The sequence below is a fragment of the Cellulomonas sp. HZM genome (assembly GCF_000708885.1).
Lineage (GTDB): Bacteria > Actinomycetota > Actinomycetes > Actinomycetales > Cellulomonadaceae > Cellulomonas.
This window is the reverse complement of the sequence record NZ_JEOE01000065.1, coordinates 1-4,593: the sequence shown is the minus strand read 5'-3', so window position 1 is coordinate 4,593 and position 4,593 is coordinate 1. Positions and strand designations below refer to the sequence as shown.

The following is a 4,593-nucleotide window of genomic DNA, read 5'->3' as shown; positions in this document are numbered from 1 at the left end:
ACCAGGTCCGCCCTGCCCGGACGACACGCTCGGCCCGGCGGTCACGATCGACCCGGTGTGCGCGGTCGAGGCGGTCTGCACCGTGTACGCGGCCGGCCCGGCGAGCCCCGCGACGAGCGATGCCGCGGCCCCGCCCACGAGCACGGCCTGTCCGGCGATGCGACCGACGAGCAGCAGCGTCGCCCCCAGCACGCCCGCGACGACCACGGCCCACCGCAGCCACGGCAACCAGTCGCCCGACCGGCTCAGGAGCGTGAAGGACCACCACGTCGTGATCAGCGTCGTCGCGGCGAGCACGACGAGCGCCGCGATCGACGAACGCCGCCGCCACAGCTCGCCCGCACCGATCCCGACGAGGGCCGCGACGGCCGGGGAGAGGGCCACCGTGTAGTACTGGTGGAAGATCCCGCCCATGAACGAGAACACGAGGCCGGTGACGACCAGCCAGCCGCCCCAGACCACGACCTCGGCGCGGCCGGCATCGGTGCGCGGGTACCGCCGGCGTACCCACAGGGCCGCCGCGCCGAGCACGAGCGCGGCCGGGACCAGCCATGCGATCTGACCGCCGATGTCGGTGCCGAGCAGCCGCCCGAGGCCCACGGTTCCCCACTGCGAGGACCGTCCGCCGCCGACCGAGCCGGTCTCGTCGCCGGTGATCCGGCCGAAGCCGTTGTAGCCGAACGTCAGCTCGAGGAACGAGTTGTCCTGCGAACCGCCCACGTACGGCCGCATCGAGGCGGGCACGAGCTCGACGAGCGCGACCCACCAGCCCGCGGCGACCACCATCGCGAGCACCGCGACCAGGCCGTCGCGCACTCGTCGGCCGAACGAGACGGGCGCCGCCCACAGGAAGGCGAGCGCGACGCCCGGCAGCACGAGGAAGGCCTGCAGCTGCTTGGTGAGGAACGCGAACCCGACGAGCGCGCCCGCGAGGACCATCCAGCGCGTGGTCCGCGGACCCTCGATCGCGCGCATCGTCGCCCAGACGGACCCGACGAGCAGCAGCACGAGCAGCGCGTCCGGGTTGTCGAACCGGAACATCAGCGCAGCGACCGGCGTGAGCGCCAGCACCGCACCCGCGACCAGCGCGGCCTGCGCGGTGAACCGACGCCGCACGCTCGCCCACACGAGCCCCACCGACGCGACGCCCATGAGCGCCTGCGGCGCGAGCACCGACCACGACGACAGCCCGAACAGTCGCACCGACAGCGCCATGGGCCAGATCGACGCGGGCGGCTTGTCCACGGTGATGGACCCCGCGGCGTCGGACGCGCCGTACAGGAACGCCTTCCAGGACTGCGACCCCGCCTGCGCGGCGGCCGCGTAGAACGAGTTGCCCCAGCCGGACGCGGACAGGTCCCACAGGTAGAGCGTCCCGGTCCCGACGAGGAGCGCGACGAGCGCGAACGGCTCCCAGCGGGCGCGCGGGGTGCGGCCGGGTGCGCTGAGGTCGGCGGGGGCCGGCGTGCGGTCGGCGGGCGGGGGGCCGTCCACGGGCGCGGCGTCGGCGGGCAGGTGCATCGGTGCGTCGGTGCGGTGCGTCGTGGTCATCGGGGCGTCCCTTCGGCAGGGGTGGTGGTGAGGGCCAGGGCCGGGGCTTGGGCCGGGTCTGCGGGGGAGCGGAACACCCAGCTGCGCAGCAGCACGAACCGCAGGACGGTCGCCGCGAGGTTCGCGACGACGAGGACCGTGAGCTCCGCCGCGCGTGGCGCACCGGGCGCGAGCGCGTGCAGGAGTGCGAGCGAGCCCGACGTCAACGACCACGCGAGCGCGAGGACGGCCAGCCCCTGCCCCTGGTGCCGCACCGCGCGCTCGCGGCCCCGCACCCCGAACGTGAGCCGTCGGTTGGCGGCCGTGTTCGCGACCGCGGTGACCAGCAGCGCGGTGACGTTGGCCGCCTGCGCGCCCCACGGGCCCGCGAGCAGCAGGTACAGGACCGCGTACGCCGCGGTGCACGCGACGCCCACGGCCGCGAACCGTACGAGCTGGCGCAGCAGCACGTTTCCGGGCTCGACGGGGGTCGTCGGGGAGTCGCCGACGAGCGGCAGGTGCGCGCGCACGTCGGCGAGCGGGATGCGTCCCGCGGCCAGGTCGCGCGCGACGCGCACCACGCCCCGCAGGTCGTCGCGGGCCGTCGCGAGCACGTCGACGCGTGAGTCGGGGTCGTCGACCCAGTCCACCGGGACCTCGTGGATCCGCAGACCCGCCTTCTCCGCCAGCACCAGCAGCTCGGTGTCGAAGAACCAGCCGGTGTCGGCGACGAGCGGCAGCAGCTCGCGCGCCGCGTCGGCCCGGATCGCCTTGAACCCGCACTGCGCGTCCGAGAACCTCGCCGCGAGCGCACCGCGCAGGACGAGGTTGTAGCACCGCGAGATCACCTCGCGCCGGGGCCCGCGCACCACGCGGGACGCGCGTGACAGCCGCGTGCCGATCGCGAGGTGCGAGTGCCCGCTGACCAGCGGCGCGACCAGCGGCAGCAGGGCCCCGAGGTTCGTCGAGAGGTCGACGTCCATGTACGCCTGCACGAGCGCGTCCGAGCCGAGCCACGCGGTGTGCAGCGCCCTGCCGCGCCCCTTGGCGCCGAGGTGGACGACGCGCACGCCGTCCAGGTCGTCGGCCAGCCGACGAGCGATCGCGAGCGTGCCGTCGCGCGAGGCGTTGTCGGCGATCGTCAGGCGCGCGGGGTAGGGGAACGAGGTGTCGAGGAAGTGGCGGGCGGCGCGCACCGAGCGCTCGAGGCCCGCCTCCTCGTCGTAGACCGGGATGACAAGGTCGAGCACGGGTGGTGCTGCTCCTTCGGTGCGCGCGTGGGCGGCACCGGTCGACGGGGCGTCGGTCGTGTCCATGCGTACGACGATGCGCGCGGCGTCTCGTCGTCCACCGTGCAGGGCCTGGGCGACGGCTGTGCGTCGTCGTCGGTGGCGTGGTCCCCGACCAGGGCGCCTGCCGTCGCTAGGCTGCCTGCAGACCGGCGCGGCGACGTGCGCGCAGGGGGCGACGGAGGGGATGACCGATGAGCGAGCCCGAGCAGCCCGGCCCGACGCCGAACGTGCCCGAGTGGGCTGCGACGCCGATCGATCCGGCCGGCGAGGCCGCCGCGGACGCTGGCATGGCTGCCGCCCCCGACGAGGCCGGCGCGGCGACGGGCGACCAGGGTGCACCGACCACCGCCGACGAGCCCGCCCGCACGCGGCCCGCGTGGCTGTGGCCCGCTGTCGCGGGGGCCGCGGTGCTGGTCGTCGCGCTCGTCGTCGTCCTCGTCGCCACGCACGGCTCGGACGACGCCGCCGCGGGTCCGGTCGTGACCCCGACCGTGGTCGTGCCGAGCCCCACCCCGACCGTCTCGCCGGTCGCGCGCCAGGACGAGACCGCGTTCACGTCCGCGCTCCCGACGACCGTGCTCCAGTACGCGCTCGTCTCCGAGAAGCCGCAGGACGGCTGGATCGCCGCGGGTGCGCTCGAGGCCGTGACGGACACGTACGGCGACGGCGGCTCGGGGCAGCTCGTGGTCGACGCCGGCCAGTGGGCGACCGCCGGCGCGGCCACGTCGTTCGCGAAGAGCCTGCTCGACGACATGCAGGTCCAGCCCACGTCGCCCGCGGCCGGCCTGCCGCAGACCGGCGACGTGATGGCCGGCGGGCAGAAGGTCGGGACGTTCGCGGTCGTCGACTCGGGCGACGGCCAGGGCACCGCGGTGTGGACGAACGGCACGTCGGTGTTCCGGATCGTCGGCCCGGTGTCCGACGTGCTGAACGCCTACAAGGCCTTCCCGCTCTGAGTGCCCGGGCCGCCCGTCGTCAGCCGGCGGCGGTCCTCGCGGCGAGCACGAGCACCACGGCCCCGCCGACGAGCGCGGTCCATCGTCGTCCGCGCGGCCCCGTGAGCCAGCGCCCCGCGGCCGCACCCGCACCGGTGAGCGCGACGCCCCACGACGCCGACGCGAGGAACGCGCCGGCGACGAACGCCCCGCGCTGACCGGCCCCGACGAGCTCGCCGAACGGCTGTCCCGCGACGAGCGCCGCGAAGTACACGAGCGTCGCGGGGTTCACCGCGGTCAGCCCGAGCACGGTCAGGTAGGCCCGCGCGGGCGACCAGCGCTGCGCCGGCGGCCCGTCGGGGTCGGCGGGCCGCCATGCGGGCATGGTCAGCCATACGCCCACGACGACGAGCACGACGGTCGAACCCCACCGCAACGGCTCGCGCCAGTCCGCGATCGCGGGTGCCAGCACGGCACCCGCCACCACCGCGAGCAGCGCGTACGTGCCGTCGACCGTCGCGGTCCCCAGCCCGCCGGCGGCTCCCACGCGCCACCCGTCGCGCGCGCCGAGCGTCACGAGCAGCGCCCCGATCGCGCCCACCGGCACAGCGATCGCATACCCCGCCGCGACGCCGGCCAGGAACGCGCTCATCGACGGATCACGGCCGGGAGGCTACCCGCCCCGTGCCCGACCACCGACCCGATCCCGCACCAGGGGCCCGGTTCGTCCCGCCCTGCCCGTTCTCGAGCAAGCAGTTGATCACGCTCGGAGGCCTCCCAGCGCAACCAACCGCTTGCTCGGCGGGTCGACGGGGAGTGATCGAGTGGGTCAGGCC

General features: G+C 75.5%; 4 protein-coding genes. 1 reads left to right on the top strand and 3 read right to left on the bottom strand.

The window, feature by feature from the left end; genetic code table 11:
- Both AW16_RS0116495 and AW16_RS0116490 read right to left on the bottom strand, forming a co-directional pair.
- A partial coding sequence (locus AW16_RS0116495) for a glycosyltransferase family 39 protein (RefSeq protein ID WP_034649803.1) occupies window positions 1-1,551 on the bottom strand: 1,551 nt, incomplete at its 3' end.
- On the bottom strand, window positions 1,548-2,846 hold the full coding sequence (locus tag AW16_RS0116490) for a bifunctional glycosyltransferase family 2/GtrA family protein (RefSeq protein ID WP_051682038.1): 1,299 nt from the start codon (window positions 2,844-2,846) through the stop codon (window positions 1,548-1,550). The genes AW16_RS0116490 and AW16_RS0116495, both read right to left, overlap by 4 nt.
- 167 nt (window positions 2,847-3,013) lie before the next feature.
- Here AW16_RS0116490 and AW16_RS0116485 point away from each other — a divergent pair, with 167 nt between their 5' ends.
- Window positions 3,014-3,778, top strand: a complete 765-nt coding sequence (locus tag AW16_RS0116485; RefSeq protein WP_029292192.1) for a hypothetical protein — start codon at window positions 3,014-3,016, stop codon at window positions 3,776-3,778.
- 19 nt (window positions 3,779-3,797) lie between these two features.
- Here the strand turns inward: AW16_RS0116485 and AW16_RS0116480 are convergent, their stop codons facing one another.
- Window positions 3,798-4,409, bottom strand: coding sequence for a LysE family transporter (locus AW16_RS0116480; RefSeq protein ID WP_029292190.1), 612 nt, complete (start codon window positions 4,407-4,409; stop codon window positions 3,798-3,800).
- Window positions 4,410-4,593: the final 184 nt, after the last annotated feature.

Excerpts from the sequence above, each read along its gene's own strand:
- AW16_RS0116490 (WP_051682038.1), bottom strand. The coding sequence starts at position 2,846 with ATGGACACGACCGACGCCCCGTCGACCGGTGCCGCCCACGCGCGCACC.
- AW16_RS0116485 (WP_029292192.1), top strand. The coding sequence starts at position 3,014 with ATGAGCGAGCCCGAGCAGCCCGGCCCGACGCCGAACGTGCCCGAGTGG.
- AW16_RS0116480 (WP_029292190.1), bottom strand. The coding sequence starts at position 4,409 with ATGAGCGCGTTCCTGGCCGGCGTCGCGGCGGGGTATGCGATCGCTGTG.